Annotated in this window: 22 protein-coding genes, 1 tRNA gene and 1 pseudogene; 9 read left to right on the forward strand and 15 right to left on the reverse strand. The window is 46.7% G+C overall.

Going from position 1 to position 21769, the window contains the following annotated elements; translation table 11 throughout:
• Positions 1-10: 10 nt before the first annotated feature.
• The 3 genes from OU814_RS21695 to OU814_RS21705 form a co-directional block, all read right to left on the reverse strand.
• Entirely contained in the window at positions 11-1216 is a 1206-nt protein-coding gene (locus tag OU814_RS21695) for a lysozyme inhibitor LprI family protein (RefSeq protein ID WP_268242054.1), read from the reverse strand.
• Positions 1217-1218: 2 nt separating this feature from the next.
• A complete protein-coding gene (locus OU814_RS21700; RefSeq protein WP_268242055.1) occupies positions 1219-1863 on the reverse strand; it encodes a hypothetical protein in 645 nt (214 codons plus the stop codon).
• A gap of 474 nt (positions 1864-2337) precedes the next feature.
• A tRNA-Pro gene (locus tag OU814_RS21705) sits at positions 2338-2411 on the reverse strand.
• Between the two features lie 1072 nt (positions 2412-3483).
• Between OU814_RS21705 and OU814_RS21710 the strand changes: the two genes are divergently transcribed.
• On the forward strand, positions 3484-4224 hold the full coding sequence (locus OU814_RS21710) for a hypothetical protein (RefSeq protein ID WP_017287483.1): 741 nt from the start codon (positions 3484-3486) through the stop codon (positions 4222-4224).
• Positions 4225-4233: 9 nt separating this feature from the next.
• The gene (locus OU814_RS21715) at positions 4234-5754 is read left to right on the forward strand and encodes a PAS domain-containing sensor histidine kinase (RefSeq protein WP_268242056.1); all 1521 of its coding nucleotides are present in this window, start codon (positions 4234-4236) and stop codon (positions 5752-5754) included.
• Positions 5755-5897: 143 nt separating this feature from the next.
• On the opposite strand, the gene OU814_RS21720 is transcribed toward OU814_RS21715, so the two are convergent.
• The 3 genes from OU814_RS21720 to OU814_RS21730 all read right to left on the reverse strand — a co-directional run bounded on the left by OU814_RS21720 (position 5898) and on the right by OU814_RS21730 (position 9963).
• Complete coding sequence (locus OU814_RS21720; RefSeq protein WP_017287485.1) at positions 5898-6608, reverse strand: MarC family protein; 711 nt, start codon at positions 6606-6608, stop codon at positions 5898-5900.
• A gap of 110 nt (positions 6609-6718) precedes the next feature.
• The gene (locus OU814_RS21725; RefSeq protein ID WP_268242057.1) at positions 6719-8848 is read right to left on the reverse strand and encodes an MHYT domain-containing protein; all 2130 of its coding nucleotides are present in this window, start codon (positions 8846-8848) and stop codon (positions 6719-6721) included.
• Positions 8849-9468: 620 nt separating this feature from the next.
• On the reverse strand, positions 9469-9963 hold the full coding sequence (locus OU814_RS21730) for a GlcG/HbpS family heme-binding protein (RefSeq protein WP_268242058.1): 495 nt from the start codon (positions 9961-9963) through the stop codon (positions 9469-9471).
• A 209-nt stretch (positions 9964-10172) separates the two neighbouring features.
• Between OU814_RS21730 and OU814_RS21735 the strand changes: the two genes are divergently transcribed.
• From OU814_RS21735 to OU814_RS21750, 4 genes are all read left to right on the forward strand, one after another.
• Positions 10173-10658 (forward strand): nucleoside deaminase, encoded by a 486-nt coding sequence (locus OU814_RS21735; RefSeq protein WP_268242059.1) that lies wholly within the window; start codon positions 10173-10175, stop codon positions 10656-10658.
• 203 nt (positions 10659-10861) lie between these two features.
• Positions 10862-12094, forward strand: coding sequence for an amidohydrolase family protein (locus OU814_RS21740; protein WP_268242060.1), 1233 nt, complete (start codon positions 10862-10864; stop codon positions 12092-12094).
• 121 nt (positions 12095-12215) lie between these two features.
• Positions 12216-13403 (forward strand): BMP family ABC transporter substrate-binding protein, encoded by a 1188-nt coding sequence (locus OU814_RS21745; protein WP_268242061.1) that lies wholly within the window; start codon positions 12216-12218, stop codon positions 13401-13403.
• A gap of 56 nt (positions 13404-13459) precedes the next feature.
• Positions 13460-13891 carry a GlcG/HbpS family heme-binding protein gene (locus OU814_RS21750; protein WP_036045643.1) on the forward strand — a complete coding sequence of 144 codons (432 nt, stop codon included), beginning with the start codon at positions 13460-13462 and terminating at the stop codon, positions 13889-13891.
• A gap of 218 nt (positions 13892-14109) precedes the next feature.
• Here the strand turns inward: OU814_RS21750 and OU814_RS21755 are convergent, their stop codons facing one another.
• The 9 genes and pseudogenes from OU814_RS21755 to OU814_RS21795 form a co-directional block, all read right to left on the reverse strand.
• Complete coding sequence (locus OU814_RS21755) at positions 14110-14547, reverse strand: squalene/phytoene synthase family protein (RefSeq protein ID WP_268242062.1); 438 nt, start codon at positions 14545-14547, stop codon at positions 14110-14112.
• Between the two features lie 68 nt (positions 14548-14615).
• Positions 14616-14774, reverse strand: a complete 159-nt coding sequence (locus OU814_RS21760) for a hypothetical protein (protein WP_017287495.1) — start codon at positions 14772-14774, stop codon at positions 14616-14618.
• 6 nt (positions 14775-14780) lie between these two features.
• A pseudogene (locus OU814_RS21765) lies at positions 14781-15077 on the reverse strand (fasciclin domain-containing protein); the annotation flags it as partial.
• Positions 15078-15089: 12 nt separating this feature from the next.
• The gene (locus OU814_RS21770; RefSeq protein WP_242044378.1) at positions 15090-15320 is read right to left on the reverse strand and encodes a hypothetical protein; all 231 of its coding nucleotides are present in this window, start codon (positions 15318-15320) and stop codon (positions 15090-15092) included.
• A gap of 37 nt (positions 15321-15357) precedes the next feature.
• A complete protein-coding gene (locus OU814_RS21775; RefSeq protein ID WP_268242063.1) occupies positions 15358-15807 on the reverse strand; it encodes a DUF2141 domain-containing protein in 450 nt (149 codons plus the stop codon).
• A gap of 55 nt (positions 15808-15862) precedes the next feature.
• Complete coding sequence (locus OU814_RS21780) at positions 15863-16588, reverse strand: DevA family ABC transporter ATP-binding protein (protein WP_442786148.1); 726 nt, start codon at positions 16586-16588, stop codon at positions 15863-15865.
• A gap of 9 nt (positions 16589-16597) precedes the next feature.
• On the reverse strand, positions 16598-17140 hold the full coding sequence (locus tag OU814_RS21785) for a hypothetical protein (RefSeq protein WP_268242064.1): 543 nt from the start codon (positions 17138-17140) through the stop codon (positions 16598-16600).
• A gap of 30 nt (positions 17141-17170) precedes the next feature.
• A complete protein-coding gene (gene devC, locus OU814_RS21790) occupies positions 17171-18328 on the reverse strand; it encodes an ABC transporter permease DevC (protein ID WP_268242065.1) in 1158 nt (385 codons plus the stop codon).
• On the reverse strand, positions 18325-19527 hold the full coding sequence (locus OU814_RS21795) for an ABC exporter membrane fusion protein (RefSeq protein WP_268242066.1): 1203 nt from the start codon (positions 19525-19527) through the stop codon (positions 18325-18327). Before OU814_RS21795 ends, devC begins: the two co-directional genes overlap by 4 nt.
• A gap of 185 nt (positions 19528-19712) precedes the next feature.
• On the opposite strand from OU814_RS21795, the gene OU814_RS21800 reads away from it, so the two are divergent.
• The 3 genes from OU814_RS21800 to OU814_RS21810 are packed head-to-tail and all read left to right on the forward strand — an operon-like array spanning position 19713 to position 21678.
• Positions 19713-20855 (forward strand): sensor histidine kinase, encoded by a 1143-nt coding sequence (locus OU814_RS21800; protein WP_268242067.1) that lies wholly within the window; start codon positions 19713-19715, stop codon positions 20853-20855.
• Complete coding sequence (locus OU814_RS21805; protein ID WP_268242068.1) at positions 20852-21478, forward strand: response regulator; 627 nt, start codon at positions 20852-20854, stop codon at positions 21476-21478. The genes OU814_RS21800 and OU814_RS21805 overlap by 4 nt, the downstream gene beginning before the upstream one ends.
• Entirely contained in the window at positions 21454-21678 is a 225-nt protein-coding gene (locus OU814_RS21810; RefSeq protein ID WP_268242069.1) for a metal-dependent hydrolase, read from the forward strand. Before OU814_RS21805 ends, OU814_RS21810 begins: the two co-directional genes overlap by 25 nt.
• Positions 21679-21769 lie beyond the last annotated feature (91 nt).

Genomic DNA, 21769 nt, shown 5'->3' on the forward strand with positions numbered 1-21769 from the left:
TTCAGTTATCCTATCGAACATTCATCATTTCCTTGAGATGACGCAAACGCGCTTGACTCAAACGAGTTGGACATTGTTTCGTTCTCGTTTGATTGCCAAAAAACTGTGATTCAAATTTACAATACTCAGCCTGGTAACGATCCCAAAGCTGTTGAATCTTATCTTGCTGAGGTGTAAGCTGCGATCGCACATCCTCGTCTGGCTCGTAAGTAGCGATTCCCTTCAAGTCAGCAATGCGATCGTTATTCAGCTTTGCAAGACAGCGATGATAGACCATCGGTGCCATAGAACCTTCTTTAACGGGTTCAACCAACTCATCACAGTGCGCTCTATGATAGTCTTGCCAGACCATCTCAGCATTCTTAAATGCTCGCCCATGCTGCCAAGAGAGTCTTCTGAGCCAATCTTGTAAAATGCGCGATCGCAGCGACTGAGTCATTTGTGACCAATAGACTGCGCATCGATTCAACCCTATCTGCGTACCATCCACACAATTTAGCTCCCGAATTCCAGGCAGTGCATCACCTCTAAAAAGAGCCAACCCGCGAGAAGGCGCTGCAAAAAAGTCTTCAAGTTGCTCCAATCGAGCCTGTCTGAGACGCTGATGACATTCCGCCAATCTAAGATTATTGAATGGAAATATAGCTTTTTCTACTTGGCAGTGCTGAGTTCGATAGTCCTCCCACTGGCGTTGCACTGATGAATTTCTCAGCTTGAGTTGATCGAGTAAGGATTCAAATCGAGGATCACGAGATTGGCGGGTGATGATCTGCCCTCCCCATTGCAATTCTAAAATGCGATCGTTGTTCAGTTTCGCCAAACACACAGACATTGCCAGCGGGAAATCTGGCTGATTGCGTAAACGTTGGGTCATTTGCTGACAGTGTTGAGTTTGAAACTTCGCCCAGGATTGATCTGCGATCGCAAGTTGACGCTGAAGGTGTGGAGGAAATTGTGATTCAACATCCCGATAAACTGATGATTTGAGCAAATGGGTTACTTCTGCCCAATACCTCGCACAGCGATATTCACCCGCCTCAAGTTGTTGAACACAATCGAGTTGAGCGATTCCAGCAAATCCTAGTACCACCGCTGGAGGCTGTAGAGGAGGAGCAGATTTAGCATTAGGTACAGGAGTCGCTTTGATAGGCTCCATCGCAAGCTGACTCCCGACTAAAAGGACACTCACAGCGATCGCAACTTTAAATTTCATCATGATTACCAATCCTGAGATGCCCTAAACCAATACCAATCTTCTACAACTGGATGATACTCATAAATATCTTTTCCAAAACGCTCGCTTCCATGCGGATTGGGTCGATGCACAAATCCATAAGCGGCAGAATTAAACAGAAATCCATGCCAACCTGTTTGTAAATAGATTCCACCCTGAGAATCGATATCACAGTCTTTGATTCGATAGATCCCTAATTGCGGCTTGAGAAGGTCTCGACACAGTTTGACTAGCTTCGCTTCATCCGCAATAAAAGCATCAAAGGCAGGACGAGACAATGAAAATGCGATCGTTTGGGGCAGATTGATCCGGATCAAAATAGACGTAAGAAACAGAACAAGACAGGTCACAACAACAAGCTGCTTCAGAAATCGCCTGGGTTGTCTTTTGGGTAATGATTCTGCTGGAGGGCGAATCTGACTGTTCCAACGCCGTCGCGACCAAATCACAAACCCAAACGCCAGCAGCAGGATGAGAATCCCGAGAGGAGTTGTCAGCAACCAATACAATGGCAAAATGAGGCTCCATTCAACATCCGTTAATGCTCCAGGAAAGCAACTGACCCAAAGCAATCCTAAGCAAAATAATTGCACACCTAAGAACAGTACAATCCAAAAATAGTACATCATTACTCCAGTAAATATCTCCCTGGCCCAGGTTCGCAAGCTTCTGCCTATAGGTCTAGGCAAGCTACCCACAAAAGTCTTTCTAGTTTCGTTGAAGTGATTGGTGGCTAAATCCTGCTCAATGATTTGGGCTTTTGTCTGAGCCACTTTTCGATTCACAAGAGTGTCGGTAGTCCTAAAGGCAGAACATAACGCCTGCCATCACCGCCTGATGATTTGATCCATGACCAGCGCAATCGAAGGAGATCGCTTTGAACCAGAACTTTAACTTTTCCGGCTTGGGATTTTGATTAGGGCATATTGGCGCTCGCTGACTAGGGGGTAATTTCGAGGCAATTTGAGTTCCAATCTAGTGCCAATTAACGCTCCCAATCGAGGTAAGTCGTACTAGATTCTGTACTAACTCTACCGCAGTGCCGAAGCCTCCTGTGCATGAGAAAAGCCTTGCAAGTGTTACCTTGCAAGGCTTTCATCTAATCGGAGCGGCGGGATTTGAACCCACGACCCCTACTACCCCAAAGTAGTGCGCTACCAAGCTGCGCTACGCCCCGATATAAGGTTTCAGCGATCGAATCATTACTTAAAGATAATCCAACACCAGAAAGTATTGGATATTTTTTATGAGTCATCGCTTGACCTTTTTTAGGATATCACAAATGTCCGCATAGGCAACATTCGTTTTCCGCCAAATTGGCACCGAGGTGCTGCGAGACTATATCAACCCAGTTGGGGCCTCGTTGGAGACATCTCGAAGAACGTTTATATTGATCAGCGTAATGGTTATACGTCTGCGACTGCAACCTGCTCCCTTTTTCCCGGCTCAATCGATCTTGAGATCGGGTTATGCTCAGTTACGACGTAGAGTATCAGCTAGATAGACTGCGTTCATTGTGCTTCCAATTAGGGAGATTCTACTGTTTTTGGGAATGGTGTAAATGTTTGGATCAAGCTCACTGATTGCGGCGGATTGTCCTCTTTCACCGCGATAGTAGATGACGATCGCGGTTCTTTGGCGATCGAGGATTTGTTCGAGGTAGGTGACTCATTTCTAAGAACACAATATTCGGCTTCTTTCTGAGCCAGTCTGATCATCGATGACGGTTGAGCTTCTCTTTTGAAAAGTGCGATCGCGGCAACACTGAAAACAAAGTGTAATATGGCTCGTTTACTGGGTACTCAGTTTAGAGTGTGTAACTTAAGCCATATACTTGCTCCTCAATAAAAAATCTTTTTACTAAAGTAAAAAATGAAATACAGATTTTTTCGTTGAGCGATCGTAATCTCAAAAGATTGAGTTGGACGCTAGTTTCATTCAATCCTCAAGATACATGCACGTAGTAAACCAATATTATCCAGCAGCAAAAAAGCTTGATGCACGGCTTAGCAGTTTGAACAACATATAAAGTATCGCGACATGCTCACCTGAGAGCAGCATCCGCACCATCAGAAGAATGAGTGAGCAAAGCACATTGTTAGACAGCGAACGTCAGCGGGAATCTTATAGACATCGCAAGATTGACTGTTTGAGTAGGAGTTACGTTTCATGCACTGAGAGACTTTCCGTGCTTTTGTAAAGACTTCCTGCTTGAGTGCACAAAGAAACTAACTACAGTGCCTGTAACTATGTATAGCTTAACCAAGTTTACCCTAGGAGATATGACTGAGTGTGGTGCGGCTCTGCGCAAGCTAGGCACCGGAGCAGACAGCATGGAAGAAGTTGCAAACCGGACGGCACGCTATTTCTACGAGCACTTTCTAGACCCAGAAACAGGTCAAAATGCTTTCGCGCTAGTTCGATTCTTTAAAACTCATGCCTATCATGATCTAGATCCAGAACTTCGACACTTCGCTGATCGGATGCTGAGCAATTCACCAGCACAGCCAGAGATGAAGTGTCTAACTCTATTAGCAACAGCAGGGGATCAACTCGAATGGAACGATCGCGCTGCTTCAAGGGGGCATCAAGCCATTCCATTACCCAGTGAACAAATCGTTGCTCAAGCTCCAATGATTTCCCAATTGATCTCCCAACTTGGGCTAACCATTAACAACGTACTGTCTCCTGATCCCGATCTGCTAGTCAACTTACAAGAGCGCACCTACAACGTTTTTCATATTCCAGAAGCCAAAGGCTCGATTCATATTCCGGCTCAAGAAGACTTTATTCACCCGTTCCAAATCAAATCAGTCCTTGGTTTTGGAGGCATGTTGCCTTCTGGAAACCTAATCGCAGTTATTTTATTCTCCAAAATAGCAATTCAGCGGGACATTGCTGAGCTTTTTAAGCCTTTAACCCTCAACATCAAAATGGCAGTCTTACCATTCGACCAGCAGTCCGTTTTTCGTTGTGTAGTCCGTGCTTAAGTAATTGTCGTGGAACCAAAAAACAAAGTCGTCGAAACCGATCGATCAGCAGAAATTGAACAACTCAAGGCACAGATTGTAACCCTAGAACAATTGCTGGAAGTCTATGAACAAGAAACTTCTAGCAAATCGACGAAGCTAGAACAAGCGCTCGCACAACTTCAAGAACATACACAACAGCTGAGTCATGCAGAAACAACCCTAAAAGCCCTGCGGTCTATGTTAGACAGTATTGGTGATCCAGTTGTTGTGACTGATCAGCATGGTCAGTTTGTGTTTCTGAATCCTGCCGCTGAAACAATTTTAGGGATTCGCGCAAGTTCATCTTTAACGAATTGGGCAAGAACCTGGAGAGACACCCAAGGTCTGTTTTTACCCGACCAAACCACACCTTATCCAATCGAAGAATTTCCTCTCATGCAAGCACTTCGAGGTGAGTCGGTCGATGCAACCGAAGTTTTTGCCCGCACTGCTGAGCCACTGGTGGAAAATTGGTTGAGTGTCACTGCACGATCTCTGCCAGATGAGACTGGCAAGATCCAAGGTGGAGTTGCAGTTTTTCACAATGTTACAAGTCTCAAGCACACGGAAGTTGCATTACGTCGATCAGAAGCCCATTCGCGAGAACAAGCCCAACAGCTTCACCATGCCCTCCAAGATTTGCAAAAAGCTCAAACGCAGCTTATACAGACAGAAAAAATGTCAGGAATCGGGCAGCTTGTCGCGGGTGTAGCACATGAGATTAATAATCCGATCAGCTTTGTTTACGGCAATATCACACCTGCGAATGAGTACTTCCAGAGTTTGCTGCGATTACTGCGTCTCTATCAAAAACATTATCCAAATCCTGATCTAGAGATTCAGGCAGAAATCGACGAGATCGGTCTCGATTTTCTTGAGGAAGACCTGCAAAAACTGTTGAAGTCGATCCGGTCAGGTGCTGAGCGCGTCCGCCAAATTGTGCTGGCATTACGAAATTTCTCGCGGTTGGATGAGACAGGGATGAAGCCTGTTGACCTTCACCAAGGACTAGACAATACTCTATTAATTCTGCAAAATCGTCTGCAATCCAAGAAAGGATTGCCTGCAATTCAGGTATTTCATCAGTATGGTGAGTTGCCGCTAGTGAACTGTGATGCTAGCCAACTGAATCAAGTCTTTATCAACATCTTGTCCAATGCGATCGACGCGATCGAGACAAGATTGCAAGTATCTACAACGTTCGTTCCGACCATTACGATTACAACAAAACAGCAGGGGGGTGCTATTGTCATTTACATTCAAGACAATGGAGTTGGCATGATGCCTGAGGTCATGCAACGCCTATTTGAGCCTTTTTTCACGACGAAACCTGTGGGTCAAGGGACAGGTTTGGGGCTTTCTGTTAGCTACCAGATTATTGAGAAACATGGCGGAACTATTCGAGTTACATCCGAGCTAGGTCAAGGAAGCCAATTTGCAATCATATTACCGATCAAGGAGCCATCAGATTCACAAAAGCACAACCTTGCTATTAGAAGCGAAAACTAGCTGCTCAAGGATTCTATGCCTGCAACATGTTGGGTGAGTTCTGAAACAACACGCTCCAGTTTAGAGAGTCGATCGAGGGGTGAAGATGCAACATCATCTTTGACCCGATTTCAGAATGAGTTTGACATCCGAATGTCCGCTCACTAGACCGGATGCTGCTGCAAAAAGTGGATCACACCCGCTTGTAACAAAGCAATTGTGCCATCTGCAATGTATTGCACTGCTAGTGCTGCCAGCAACACTCCTAAAATTCGAGTCACCACATTCACCCCTGTCTGTCCCAACCATTGGGCTAAATACTTTGCCAGCATTAACAATCCGTAAGCAATCAACAGTACGATCGCGGCATCCGTTAAGACGATCACTTCTCCCAACACATGACTTTCAGCTTCCTGAATCAGAATCAGCATACTGGCGAGTGTACCAGGACCTGCAATTAAGGGAATTGCTAACGGAAAAATACTCACATCCTGACGCATGTGTGCTTCTTGTTCTTCTTCTTTGGTTTCTCGCTCACGATGGGCAAACACCATATCAATGCCAATCTTGAAGAGTAAGATTCCTGCGGTCACCTGAAATGCCTCAATGCTGATGTCAAGATAGCGGAGAACAAAGGCTCCAGAGAGAGCAAATGTCGAAAGAATTGCGGCGGAGACGAAAATAGCGCGTCGGGCAATCCGCGCTTGTTCCTCTAGCGATCGACCCTCAACCAGCGAGATAAACAGGGGAACTAACCCGATCGGATCGATGATGACAAACAGCGTTAAAAAGGCTTTGGCGATGAAAGCAAGGGGAAGATGTTGCGTGAAAGCGTGCCAGTCGGCAGGGAGCGACACAAATTGAGCATCAAACATGATGGCTTTGAGTGATCGTTAAAACTATCTCCATAGCTTGCAGGATTTTTATCTATCCCGAATCGGCATAGATAAGTAGATCACATCCCGAGTGCGACTACTTTTGATCGTCAAACGACAGCTTCATGCTTGTTTAGTTGGCAAATTGGAATCTTGATTCTAAATTCTGTTCCCTGACCTGGCAGAGAGCAGCATTCGAGTTTGCCACCGTGTTGGTCGGTGACGATCTGGTAGCTAATCGACATTCCGATACCTGTCCCTTTACCAATCGGTTTTGTGGTAAAAAACGGGTCGAAAATCCGGTGCTTCACCGCTGCGGGTATCCCGATTCCATTATCAGAGATGGCAATCTGCACCCATTGCGTTTCAATGACGGAAGTCCGAATGTGGATTTGGCTGAGTTGGCTCTCTAGATATCGTAATTTGGCATCTCGCTCATCTAACGCATCGATCGCATTCACCAAAATATGCATAAACACCTGATTGAGTTGTCCAGCATAGCATTCGACAAGCGGCAAGTTGCCATACTCCTTCTTGACTTGAATTGCTGAACGTTCCGGAGTCGCTTTCAAGCGATGTTGCAACATGAGTAGCGTGTTGTCGATCCCCTCGTGCAGATTGACTGCTTTGAATTCCGATTCGTCGAGACGTGAGAAATTGCGGAGTGACAGCACAATTTGACGAATTCGTTCTGTCCCGCTTCGCATCGAACTGAGAATTTTGGGCAAATCCTGCTGAACAAATTCCAAGTCCAATTCCTCTACTTGAATTTCAGCTATAGAGGGAGGACAGGACTTCTGGTAGAGACGCACACAATTGAGCAGAGTTTGGCTGTACTGATCCACATACTCTAAGTTGGCATGAATGAAATTCACGGGATTATTGATTTCGTGAGCAACGCCCGCCACTAATTGCCCCAGACTCGACATTTTTTCAGCCTGCACCATTTGCATTTGCGTATTCTGCAACTCGATGAGCGTTTGCTCTAGATCCTGAGTTTTTTGCAAAATTTCTGCTTCTGCTCGTTTGCGCTCTGTGATGTCTCGGAAATACCAAATTCGTCCCCAATTTTCTCCATTCTCTGCATTCACCGGAACTGACGTTCGCTCTAAAGTTCTGCCGTCTTTGAGCAGTAATTCACAATGATCAGATTCATGAATCTGATCATAGAAATAGATGACTTTCTCGAAAAATGCTTGGGGATCTAGCATTTGTTCAGCGACATACGCCAACATTCGATGGTCATCGCGGGTCGTTCTCAGATCGCTCGGGACATGCCAGAGGTCTAGAAATCGTTGGTTATGGGCATCAATCTTGCGATCGCAATCGACAACCAAAATCCCATCTAACGAAGACTCCCGCTGGGCTTGTAAAAACGCACGACTGCGATCGAGTTCCGCCATTTTCAGTTCCAAGCTGTGGCTATATTCTTGGAGTTGCTCAGATTGTAACTGCAACTGGCTTTGCGTCTGTTGTAATTTATGTAGAGTTTGCGCAAGACGTTGGGCTTGAGTACGATCTAGAAAGGCGCTCAGGAGAACCAGACTCAGAATCAGTCCTACACCTAGACCAATATCGATCGCTAAGATTCCAGCATTAAAGTTCGATTGGATGGGGAGGGCTGAATCGATCACACGGAAGGAAACGGCTGCCATGCCTGTGTAGTGCATCGTTGGAATGGCAAGCCCCATCAGCGTACTACTGGCAAGTCGTCTCAGTGCCCAATTTAACGAGTTTTGCTCTCTCAGCCGAAATGCAAGATACAGTGCGGCACCTGAAACTGCGATCGCGATTCCAACCGATGCCGCAACCAGTTTGAGGTCATAAACAATTGTGGCAGAAAGCTGCATTGCTGCCATTCCGCTGTAGTGCATCACGGCAATGCCCAATCCCATGCAAATGCTGCCTAGAGCCATTTGAGTGAGGTGAATCTGGGGCTGACTCACAATGAACAATGCCACTCCAGAAGCGCCAATGGCGGGTAGAATCGACAAGCCAACCATAGACCAGTTGTAACTGACGGGTATGGGAATACACGAAGCTAACATACCGATAAAGTGCATTGCCCAAATTCCGATGCCCATCGAGACCGCACCGCCGAATAGCCAAGCAAATCGGGTTTTGCCCTGGGTCGCTGTCACTCGCCCTGCCAAATCCAAAGCACTGTATGAGGCAAGAATGGCAATTACAATTGACAAGCCAACCAAGCCAAAATCATAGTGATGGATTGCGACGCGCATGAGCAACTAACTCCAGACTTGTCCCTGAGACATAGACATACTGGAGTGAGGATTCCCAAGAAACAGCGATTACATAGACATTATCAACCTAATCACTGAATATTCAAAATTAAGAATGTCAGCCTTCATTGTTTTCAGGATATGGAGCTAAGGGGATTCGACCTCCTGACCCCTTCAATGCCATTGAGTATAGTCTTTTCTCATAATCTAGATATAGGTTGCATTCCGGAATTTGCAATAACAGCAATACCAATATCGAACCAATCAGATTACACCCAAAATAAAAAATGTTTTATACGAAATAGGTGGTAACGGTGGTAACAATAAACCAAAATGCCCACATATTAACGCTTTCGACTGTTACCACCTTAATTTACAAGGGAGTAACAGGTGCAATCATGGTAAGTCACCAGTACTGACTGAAAGTCAACAATTGCGAGATTTTCAGCGCTGTTACCACCTCAAAAATAAGGTGTTACCACTCCGATCGACGAACTCTCTCCCTGGGAAACCTAACCCGTCCCCTCTCCCCAATAGCCATGAAAGAGATCGCAGCATAGCTGATCCTGGCGTAATGCTTGGGTTCAACTGTCAGGACTTGTTACAACCATTTCCTGCTCTCACAATCGACTCTGAATTTTCCGAATTCCTGTTTGGGCACACCCTTCGTCTCGTTCTCCAGTCGGTGCGCCACCAATGCCGATCGAGCCGATCACCTCATTGCCCGATTTTATTGGCAAGCCGCCTGCCAACGCGATCACTCCCTCAAAACTTGCCAAAGCTGGAGTCGTAGCGACCCGTTTCGCAAACTCGGCGCTCGGTACGCGAAAGGTCAAGGCTGTGTAAGCTTTGCGCCGTGCGCTATCTAGAGTATGCAAGCCTGCGCCGTCATCGGTCATCGCTATTTTAGTATTTCCGCCTCGGTCAAGAACCACAGCGCTTACGCGAAAGCCTTGCTCCCGACATTGCGCGATCGCCGACATTGCCGCTTCGCTTGCGAGTTCTAGCGAAATTTGCTTTTCATTTCGCACGGGTTGACCGAAAGCATGAGTCCCATTGACCGCTAAAAGCGAAAAAACAACTGTACTCACAACTGCCCTCGCACGTTTTTGCATCTGAACTCTCCTCACAATATTGAACGATTGAACTTCAGAAGCGCGATCGACAACCTAGCGCAAATTCAGCGATCGAGTTTTAATAAAAGTGTCTTGCTCTTCCATGCGGTTGCCCGAATGGAAACCAGTATAAGCATAATGAGCGAATCTCATCTTATTCTGGGCACTTCGATAGGAATTCTGATGAATTGTTACTTAAGCGAATGATGATGAACGATACCGAATTGCAACATTTACGTCGCTGTGTAGAACTGGCAGCCGAAGCACTAGAGCTAGGCAATCATCCGTTTGGCTCTGTCCTTGTTGCTGCCGATGGAACCGTTCTTGCCGAGGATTACAACCGCGTGGCATCTGGCGACCAAACCCGCCACCCTGAGTTCGCGTTAGCACGATGGGCAGCGACAAACATGACTCCTGAAGAACGAGCTACGGCAACCGTTTTTACCTCCGGAGAACACTGCCCGATGTGTTCGGCGGCGCATGGTTGGGTGGGTCTGGGTCGCATTGTATATGCAAGCTCCTCGGAGCAACTGGCAACCTGGCTTGCTGAGCTAGGGGTTCCTCCCCTTCCCGTACGCCCCCTGCCGATCCAGGAAGTCGTCCCGGATGTGGTCGTGGAGGGTCCGGTTCCCGAACTTGCAGTGCAAGTACACAATTTGCACCGCCGCTTCTATCGCTCATCCCCAACGGTGTGACGTTGTGTGATAGCTACAGTGTCAATGGCTTCACTGAACGCTAAAAGTTAGAAGAGATAGGCTTTATAGTCTTAATGACACTCATGCGTCACCATGACAAATAAAAAATTACTGTACATTTGGCTAAAGCGGCAATTCATGGGCTAGAAGTGGCGCTCAGTGATACGGAAAAGGCAATCCGGTAATTAACAGGAACAGAACCAATGGTCGATTTGCGAATTGTGAATGCTTGTTTGCCAGAGCGAGAGGGACTTTGGGAGATCGCAATCACAGACGGAATCATTACCGAGATCGATCGCGTAGTCCAGGGAAACACCATTCTAGATGCCCAAAAGCAATTGGTGATTCCAGGCTTAGTCGATGCTCATATCCACCTCGACAAAGTCTTTCTGCTCGATCGCACTCCTGCTGTAGAAGGTACCTTTCACGAGGCAATGCGAGAAACCCTAAAAGCAAAGCAGGCTTTTACCGTTGCAGACATTCAAGCCAGAGCGCGACGGGCACTCTGGCAAGCGATTTCCTGGGGGATAACCCTGATGCGATCTCATGTCGAAGTGGATCAAGTCATTGGATTGACCGGAATGGAAGCTCTGCTACCCTTGCAACAGGAATTTGCTTGGGGAATTACACTCCAACTGGCTGTGTTCGCTCAAGAAGGAATCACGAATCAACCGCATCTTCCGAAACTTTTGCGTGAGGCAGTCGCTTTAGGAGCAGATGTGATTGGCTCTGCTCCTTACGTCGATCCAGACCCAGAGCAGAATGTGCGGATCGTGTTTGACATTGCTCAGGAGTTTGATTGTGATGTCGATTTTCACCTTGATTTTCTCGATGATGACTTGCCGTTGATGCTGCCGTTTGTGATTGCAGAAACTCAACGGCGAGGATGGCAAGGACGAGTGTGTTTGGGGCATATGACCAAACTCGCGAACTTACCCCCTGAAGAACTCTTGGAGCTTGCTCGATCGATGCGTTTAGCGGGAATTTCGCTGCTCGCTTTGCCTGCATCTGACTTGTATATGATGGCGCGAAAAGATACGCATCGAGTCCGGCGCGGCGTGGCTCCGATTCACACCTTGGCAACCTCCGGCGCGACGGTTGGTGTGGCAACGAACAATGTGCAAAATCTCTTTACCCCCTTCGGAGATGGAGATGTACTAAAGCTTTGTACATTGCTGGCGCAGGTGCTGCATTTAGGGACTGCAAGCCAGCAGACACAATGTTTAGCGATGGCGACGACTGAGGCTGCCGCAGCGATCGGAGAACTCAATCACAGCATTACACCGGGTCATCTTGCCGATCTGGTGATCTTGAATGCTCATTCTGTCACTGAAGCGATCGCGGCTGCTCCGCTTGAACGAACGGTGATTAAGCGTGGGCGTATTGTCGCTCAGCGCAAATGTGAATCCCAGTTTTGGACTTCCAAATCTGTTTGATTGCTTATCTAGTGAAAATGGCAGCGTCTCTATCTTCTTTTAAGAAGATGAAATAGAAACCGACGATACAGCATTCCACATTGTTTAGAGGTAAGAGATTAATCATCTAAAAAACAATTACATGAGCAATCGATCTTACCGAATTATGAATCGCCGCACAGTCATTCGGGGTCTGCTAGCTGCTGGAGCATTTGGTGCAAGTTCTCGCTTATGGATAGGATGCACACCTACCTCGAATATAGCTACGAATCCGAATCCTACACCCAGTTCTAAACCCCTTGAGATCGGATTCATTTATGTCGGACCCAAAGATGATTATGGCTATAACCAGTCACATGCTGAGGGCAAAGCAACTGTCGATAAACTGAGTGGAGTCAAAATTGTTGAGGAAGCGAGCGTTCCTGAGACGACGGCAGCCGAAGAAACGATGACAAACATGATTAAGCAGGATGGGGCAACGGTTTTATTTCCAACCTCATATGGATACTTCAATCCTCACAGCTTAAAGATTGCTCGTGAGTTCCCAGAAGTTCAACTTTTTCATCCAAACCAACCTTACAAGGATGAATATCCTAAGAATGTCGGTTCCTACTTCAGCGACTTAGTTGAACCTGCTTATCTGGCAGGGATTGTAGCAGCATTGACTTCTAAGACTGGCAAGCTTGGCTTCATCATTCCAAAACCTATTCCTGTCGTTTTACGGGAGGCGAATAGCTTCGCACTAGGAGCGCAAAGTGTTAAACCGAATATTGTGGTTCAGGCAATTGTAACAGGCGACTGGTCATTGCCTGTTAAAGAAGCTGAAGCTGCAAATAGCCTGCTCGATCAGGGGGCAGACGTACTGACCGGTCGAGTTGATAACATGAAAGTCATCATTACTACTGCTGAAAAACGAGGTGCGTTTTCCTCTGGCTACCATATCAATCAGGCAAGTTTAGCACCCAAAGGGTATTTAACAGGCGTAGAGTGGAATTGGGGCAAGATTTACAGCACTTATGTTGAGATGGTTAAAGCTGGCAAAACCTTGATGAATGGCGGGATTCCTCATGTTGTTGCAGGCGGACTGAAAGAGGACTTCTGTAAGCTTTCCCCCTTTGGTGCATCTGTGAGTGCTGAAGCGAAAAACGCAGTGGAAGCTGCCAAAGCGAAGCTTCTTGATGGAAGTTTGGCGATTTTTAAGGGAGAACTGAAAGACAATAAAGGAAATGTTGTGATCCCCTCTGGAAAGACGTATAGCTTGCAAGATCCTCAGTTGCAGAAAATGGATTGGTTAGTGGAAGGCATATTAGGAGATGCAGGGACAAAATAGGTGTTGATTGAGGCTATTCTAGACAAGTTCTCTTCATGCCTTATGGGAGTTTTGGAATGTATGTAAATCGAGTTTTGGACTTGTCTGTGCAGGGGGCAAAGGTGCTGTTGCAAGCAGCGATCGCAAAAGCTGAAGCGATGGGTGTGCCTCAATGTATTGCTATTGTCGATCGAGGGGGCAATTTGATGGTGTTTGAGCGGATGGAGGGGGCTAAACTTCATAGCCAATTTTCTGCGATTCAAAAGGCTTATACGGCAGTTTCGGCAAAGGTTTCTACAGGGCAATTACCAACTGACTTAGCAGTGGGAATTGCCTTGGCATCGGGAAATCGGTTTGCCACAATTGCAGGAGGTTTACCGATCGAGATTCATGGCGAGGTGATTGGTGGTATTGGCATTGGTTCTGGCACAGATGAGCAGGATATTGAAGTTGCTGAAGCAGCAATTGAGGCTTTGAAAGCAGCGATCTCATCTGAAGCAGGTAGTTAAAAAGAATTGAGCAACGATAAATTTACGAATCGTCTAGTTTTTAGCCACAAACTTCTTAACCATTCTCTAAGAACTGAGTAAGCACTGGAAGTTTTTTGTGGATGAAACTCAGATATAGTTCGATATCTCTATTTCAGTAGTCAACACTCTACATTAACTATAGGGCACCTCGAAAAATTAGATTAAGCCCAGAGCCAACTAGGAAAAAGGATGTCAGGCTAGAAGCAGGGATACTGGGAAGATAGTACTGATGAGACAGGGGTTCGGGAAAGACAAAATCGAACAGCGTTAGGCGAAGTTGGAACAGAAGAAAGACTTGCTGGTGCGTTTAGGGGAAGAGATTGAATGGGAGAGCTTTCGGGCGAGTTTGGAAACAGTGCATGAGAAGCCGCGAAAAAGCAAGGCGTATTGAATAGAGTTGGTTGCGTCCCGATGACTGCAAGCGACATCAACCCCACTGTCCCCGCAACTCGGCAGCAAGAGTCATACAAGCTGGCAAAGGTTTCATAACGATTCTGACGGAGATCCATTCGCTGACCTTCGATCGGTTCGCGAAAGGGATGGATGTCGATCTCCAATCGTTCGATGCTATCTGTTAAGGCTGCATCGTAATCGTCCTGTGGCTGACCCGCAACGCTTCGAGCCGTCTTTCCCATCTGTCTAATGTCAGCAAGGTGGTAGCAGCAGATACAACCCCATCCACTAGTTCATCCGTGCGCCGACACTAAGCGTAGATTGCCCAGATTGCTTGGCGTTTAAATTGCGGCAGCAGTTGGCTACTGAGATAAAACGTGGTCGAATTCACGCAAGTGAGTTGACGACAGCGATCGTAAGCATCAGCAATATCAGACGGTGCGTTTTCGGCAAAAGTAAGTTGCAGCATAGAAGATTAGAGATCAGGGGGCAGAATCACACGATCGATGACATGAATGACACCGTTACTTGCTTTCACATCCGCAGAAATGACCGTTGCATCGTTGACCCTAACCTGATTATTTGCCACTTGAACATTCACCGGACTCCCTTCCACTGATTTCACCTGACCAGAGCGCAGGTTCTTTGACTCTAATGCTCCTGGAACCACATGATAGGTCAGTACTTTTCTCAGTGCTGCACGATTTTCGGGCTTCAACAACTGTTCGAGCGTTCCTGGAGGCAATGCAGCAAAGGCTTCGTTAGTCGGAGCAAAAACTGTTAACTAAGTCTGCTCAGACAGCGTTTTAACCAGTCCTGCGGCTTTGACTGCCTCAACCAGCGTACTGAAGTTTGGATTCGAGGCGGCAATATCAACGATCGTTTGGGGCTGACGAGCGGAAGCTTGAACGGATGTAGACTTTGACGCAGACGGACAAGTCTGAGCAGGGAAGCTGAGGGCAAAGCTTGAGAGAACGATCGCGAAACCAATAATATTGAGCTTTGAGCAGTTCATAACACAGTAACTCCTTGTAGATAACAGCGAAAGATTTTTACAGCAAATATCTCAGAGCGATCTGAATCTTGGTGCTTTCTCCAGCGACGAGAAAGGCAGTGTCTCTGAAACTCGGCGCACGGGTTCCAATTCTCGGATTGCGCGAAAAGCCAAACCCTTCTCTGGGAATGCCGAGAAAACCAGTGTTGAGCTTGCCATCGTCGTTAGAGTCATGAATAACAGCAACGGCATATCGTCCCGGTGGCAGTTGATCAAAGGTAGCTGTCGCTTCTTTAGCTTCAATACAGCGAGAGGCAATGGCGCGATCGCTTTGATTTGGAAAGCCTTGTTCACTCGAAAACAAACTCAGACACAGCGTTCCATCCTGGTTTCTCAAGCCGCTAACCTCAACAGTAAGACGGCTATTAGAAACGGCATCCACAGGTAATGTCATCATCTGTACTCCTAAGATTGATACGATCGCTAAACTGATCGATTGTCCGTTCATGTCTTTCTCCTGGTAGAATCTCCGTGAACTTGCTTCAGAAACTCTTTCGGCATCCTTAGTCTTTTTGAATTAAGTAACCGTCTTCCATCTCGATAATTCGGTCAGCAATATCAAGAATGCGATTGTCGTGCGTAACCAGCAAAATTGTGCAGCCTTGCTCTTGAGCAAGCCGTTGCATCAGTTCGACCACATCGCGTCCTGATTTCTTATCGAGTGCAGCCGTGGGTTCATCTGCGAGAATAATCTTAGGATTCGCCACGAGAGCGCGGGCAATGGCGATCCGCTGCTTCTGCCCGCCAGAGAGACTATCTGGATAGTAAGTGGTGCGCTCTCCTAGTCCAACCGTCTCCAGCATTTGTTGTGCTTTCTGCTGGCGATCGCGCCAAGGAATCTGAGGATGCAACTCCAGCGTCATCTCTACATTCTCTTGAGCAGTTAAGCTATTGAGTAGATTGTGTGCTTGAAAAATGTAGCCAATTTGCCGTCTTGCCTGAACTAACTGCGATCGTGTTGCTCCACATAGTTCTTGATCCACAATCTTTAAGCTTCCGGTCTGACAGGCGCGTAGTCCTCCAATCAGAGAAAGCAGTGTTGTTTTTCCTGAGCCAGAGGGACCTGTCATAATCACAATCTCACCTGCTTGAATATCCAATGTGATATCGAACAGAACAGGCTTTTTCAGTTGTCCTTGACCAAAACAATGGCTGAGATTGCGAATCGATATCAGCGATGGTTTTGCTGAAGTCTCAAATTGCTGTTGTACAGAAGAAAGTTGCATCATTGAATAAAATCACAAACGGTAGCCAATTCCTAAAATCACGCCCACATCCGTTTCGTTCTCACCAAAGCCTACATTTAGTCGAGTTGTTGCCATAATGCGATCGGCAAGTGGAACATCAACACCAGCAACCAACAGTGGATCAACCTCAAAATCTTGCGAGGTATTGATATTGATACCACCACCAATGAATGGATACGCAACTACAGCAGCCGTGTTTGTATTCCGAATTGGGATGCCGAGCGTCAATGCAGGCATCACGGCAGTTTGATTGCCAAACACAGTCGAGTTATGAACCGAAATGCTATTGGTGATGCCAATTCGGGACAGAATCGAAACCCCGCCATCAGCTAATCCTGTCTCACTACCCCGGATTCCTAGCCCTCCACCAATCCCGATGTAGCTACGCCGTTCTCTCGGTGGAGTTGGGCTTTCGAGAGGTTGAGAGAGTTGTAGTACAGAGCTAGCGTCAACTGTTTGAGCAAAGCAATTTTGACTCATGGAAATCGCAACCACGATCGCTGAAAATGTCAAACCGAATCGGACAAAGTGCATACAAGAGTCTCCAAATCCTATCTATCAAACTCAAAAGATGTCCGCAGGATCAGCCGATCGCAGTTTTCGGATAGCGATCGCACCTGAGATCGAACACATCGAAACGGTTAGCAGTAGCACCTGTACAACTCGCTCACGGGTCATAAATAGCGGTAGATTTGTAGTATTGCGCGTCAAGGTGTACATTCCATTGGCGATGAGACAGCCCGGAACGAATCCGATTACTGCAAGAATTAATGCTTCTTGAAAAATTACTTTGAGTAGATAGCGATCGCGGTATCCAATAGCTTTTAACGTTGCGTACTCTGCGAGATGATCAATCACATCGCTGTAGATGATCTGATAGACAATCACAACACCGACCAAGAATCCAATTACAACACCAAAACTGAAGATAAAGCCGATCGTTGTACTCTGTTGCCAGTAGTTGCGCTCAAATTCAATGAATTCCTGTTTCGTTAGCACTTTGACATCATCCGGCAACGTAGAACGTAGTGTATTCACCACAGCAGTTGGATTGCTTCCTGGTTTTAATTGCACTAATCCAATGCTGACTTCACCCGGTTGGCGTTGATTGAAGAGTTTCAGAAAATTTTGATCGCTCGTCATCACATTGCCATCCGCAACAAACGAAGACCCCACTCGATATAGTCCTCGGATTGAGATTCGCCGTCCTTCCAGTTCAGTTGTGACCGGACTGCCTTGTTCGATTTGTGCGATCGTTTCTTTGTACGGCCCACGAGAGCCTCGATCGAATAAAAGCGTATCTGGATAGCGAATCAATGCTGCATTTTGCTCAAGCTCTGGAAGATCAAACGCAGGTCGAATCGGATTAAACCCTAACACCAAAATCGAGGATTCCAGCTTTGTTTGTGGGTTTCGCCAGTTAGCAAGCCGTACATAAAGCGATTCAGCAGATTGAATTTCAGGCAAATTAGCTGCTTGAACTACGCGCCGTCGAGAAAACGTATTGAGTGATCCTAAATTTTGCGCTTGCCGACTCACTAGAACAATATCAGCGTTCAACTTGCGATGTAGACGAGTATTACTGTCGAGGAGCGCGGATTGAAATCCAAGTTGCATCAGGATTAAGACATCTGCAAAGCTGATTCCAGCAAGTGCAACGATAAATCTTCCCCTTTGTCCCATTAACTGCCGCCAAGCCAGCGGAATCTTGCGATCGATCATGGCTGAATCTCCACGTTGACTTGAAGATTGATCAAATTTGCGACTTGTTGGCTTGTCACTCGATCGAATTGCACTTTCACTTCGATGACTCTGGCATCCGTCGCAGCAGTCGGATCGGTATCTAAAATATCTTTCTTGGCAATCTGCGAACTAATTTGGTAAATTTTTCCTCGAAGCGGTTGGGAAAACGCTTTGCTCGGACTGGTAACAATTGCCGTTTGACCTTGACGAACTTTTGAGATATCACTTTCATACACTTCTGCGATCGCAATCATTTGATCGGTTGCGGCGAGTTCAATAATTCCGTTATCTCCAACGATTTCTCCAACTTGTGTTTGGATTCTCAAGACTCGACCAGACACAGGGGCACGGACATACGCTTGATTGAGTTCAGCTTGAATTCGATGAGCAGCCGCGATCACACGATCCACTTCTGCTTGTGCTGTACTGATATCTGTAGGTCGCACCTCTACAGTTTGAGACAATGCTGCTTCTGCTTTCTGAATCTGTGCGGTTAGTGTTTGCTGAGTGCGATCGAATGCGGCAAGTGCTTCATTCAGTCGCTCTTGAGCGGTACTAACTGCAACTTTTCGACTATCTAAAGTAGACGCTGCGATCGCACCTGCTTGCGCTAATGCTTGATTTCGTTGTAGCTCTGTTTCGGCATTGCGTAATTCAGCTTGCAATCGTGCGATCGTCGCTTGCTGGGCTTTCATCTCACCAGAACGCTGTGCTTTCAGGTTCCGAATTTCTGCTTGTGCCGCAGCAATTTCTCCGCGTTCTGCACCCGCTTGGACGGCTTGAAGCCGCGATCGAGCCACGCGAACCTGCTGCTGGGCTTCAATCAAACTCGACTGTAAGCGATCGCGCGAATCCAAAACCGCAACAATTTGACCTGCTTGAACGCGATCGCCCTCCTTGACTCGTAGTTCAATGACTTGACTGCCACCCATTGATTGACTGGGTGCAGAAACTTTGATCACTTCCCCTCGCGGCTCCAGTCGTCCCAACGCATTCACTGTTGTTGCAGGCGGGGTCGGCGCAGTCGATTTAGAATTAGCAGAATTGTTTGAAGGCGTAGAAGTCAGACGCAAAGCGATGAATCCAGTTCCGAGCAGCAGAACAATGCCTAATCCAACAATCCACTTCAGGTTGGGACGTTTTATCGTAAGTTTGCCAGGTTCAAACTGATTGAGCATTGCGTTCTCAAGGGATTAACGTGCATTAAATCGAACAGCGGGATTGAACGTTAATCTAACAGCAACGCAGTCGAGAAAATAGTCCGACGAGGCACGGAAAACCATGACCCAGGTCACTATTTTGGAATTGGGTAAGTGCAGTATAGTCAGAGAGATGAGAGAAAGATGTTGACATTCTGTCTTCCATGGTTTTCCTGCGATCTCTACCTCAATCGTTTCGCGCTCTAGAGGGGGTTCTACTGACGGCTTACCTCGGAATGTGGTGGAGCGCTCCTGAATACAATTTGCCTGTAGTCCTGAATTTCTGGATTCTGTTTTTTCTGCTGAGTTGGGTCTTTCCGCTTGATCGTCCTCGCGGGCTACGGATCATCTACATTGCACTCGGATTACTCACGTTTGTATCGGCGAAGTCGCTTGGCATTGACTTTACCCTATTTCCGTACATCTATTTTGCTAAGAGCTATTTCCTGCTTGGACATCGCAGCACCATTTGGCTCATTGTAATAATGGTTGTGCCGTGGACAGTCAGCGAATATCTCGGAGAAGTGCATCGCCTTCAGCAATCAATTCCGCTTGATCCACTCGGTCTGAATCTCAGCAACCCCATTCGATTTATCATCTTTACGCTTGCCATCTACACGGCTGCCAGTTTCTTCACGGTCATGCTCAGCCAGATGATTGTGGTGCAACAGAAAAGCGATCAGAAGATCGAAGAACTGACCGAACAAGTTGAATCTTTAGCCGCTACCCTAGAGCGAACCCGGATTGCACGAGAAATTCATGACTCGCTCGGACATACCTTAACCGATTTAGATACCCAGCTTGCGGTTGCTCAAACCCTACGATCGCACAATCTCGATCAATCGTTTCAAGCTGTCGATACCGCAAAACGATTAGCGCGACAGTGCATCGAGGATGTGAGTCAAGCTCTCGATCGAATGCGTCAATCTGACTTCGATCTGAATCACGCCTTGGTTGCGCTCCTCGAACAACTAAGACAAACTTCAACAGTTCAAGTGCAATGGAAAGTAAACTTGCCTCATCTCCCTGTTTATCAGAGCTATCAAGTGTACTGCATTGTAAAAGAAGGATTGATGAATGTTCAGAAACATGCCCAAGCAACTCACGTTTACTTTTCTGCCGATCAAACACCAACAGGTCTAATGCTCAATCTCAAAGATGATGGAATTGGATTTGATGCAACAACACTCAAGCCAGGATTTGGACTTCAGGGTATGATCGAGCGAGTTCAACTGTTGCGCGGACAGTTCGAGTTACAAACCGCACCTACTCAAGGGACTCAAATCTCGATCATACTGCCGCTATGATTCGTCTATTGCTTGTCGATGACCAGGAAATTTTCCGGCAAGGACTCGCGACCATGCTTTCAGTCGAAGCAGATCTGGAAATTGCGGGTCATGCAGCCAATGGACAAGAAGCGATCAAGGCAGCAAAGCATTTACAACCCGATGTGATTCTGATGGATGTGCGAATGCCCGTTTGTGATGGCGTACAAGCCACCCAAGAAATTCATCAGTACTATCCGTGGATTCGGATTTTAGTCCTCACCACCTTCGATGACGATGAGTACATTCTGCGATCGCTTCAAGTCGGGGCACTCGGATATCTCTTGAAGCGGACTCCTGCCCCTGAAATTGCGACTGCAATCCGATCGGTCGCTCAAGGATATAGCCAACTTGGACCGACGATTGCACCCAAAGCTTTTTCTCAACTGAAACCACCGTCCTCGAACTGCCATCTCGACGAATTAAGCAAACGTGAAATTGAAGTATTGAAACGAGTAGGTGAGGGGAAGAACAATCAAGAGATTGCACAGGAGCTTTTCCTCAGCGAAGGAACCGTCAAAAATCATGTGACTCAAATTTTGAGCAAGTTAGGAATGCGCGATCGAGTAGCAGCAGCACTGTGGGCGCAGCAGAATTTGATCTAAGGATATCGGAAGTTTCTCTACATCACAAAATTTTGGCAGAAGCCGATCCACGGATGAAAGCGTTGTGGGAATGGCATGCCGCTAAAGAACTCGAATACAAAAGCGTTGCCTTCGAGCTGTTCCAACCCTTCAGATTTAGAATATTGCCCGAATTGCAAAGGCTGCTAAAAACTAAAAAAGGTATTCATAGCTTTTTATAGAAGCTACTGCCTTTAAAGGCTGTGAATACGCCCTTAATATTGCACTCCCGCTATTCATTACAAACAGCTTTAGAGATGATTTAGAGACGCT

The sequence above is a fragment of the Leptolyngbya sp. GGD genome, from assembly GCF_026735145.1.
Classification (GTDB): domain Bacteria; phylum Cyanobacteriota; class Cyanobacteriia; order Leptolyngbyales; family Leptolyngbyaceae; genus Leptolyngbya; species Leptolyngbya boryana.